Consider the following 232-nt stretch of genomic DNA (forward strand, 5'->3'; position numbering starts at 1 on the left):
TCGAAGGTGCAACGGTGATTGTGCCTGCAGGTGAGACAATCATAGTAAAGGTGGTAGTTGAAAATGGTAACATTCAAATAGAGGGTGAAGTAGAAGGAGATGTTACAGTCATAAATGGACATAAAGATATGTCTAAGGCAGGGAATGTGACTGGGAGCAGCAATGTTATTGACCAAGCTTTTGAGGGGATGTGGTATAAAGTAAAGGACACTGCAACCTCGTTGGTTGCTGC

1 pseudogene is annotated in these 232 nt (G+C 43.1%); it reads left to right on the forward strand.

Annotation, left to right across the window (positions count from 1 at the left end):
• Positions 1 to 232, forward strand: a pseudogene (locus SB775_RS34240) (anti-sigma factor); the annotation flags it as partial.

The organism is Peribacillus sp. SIMBA_075, assembly GCF_046534585.1.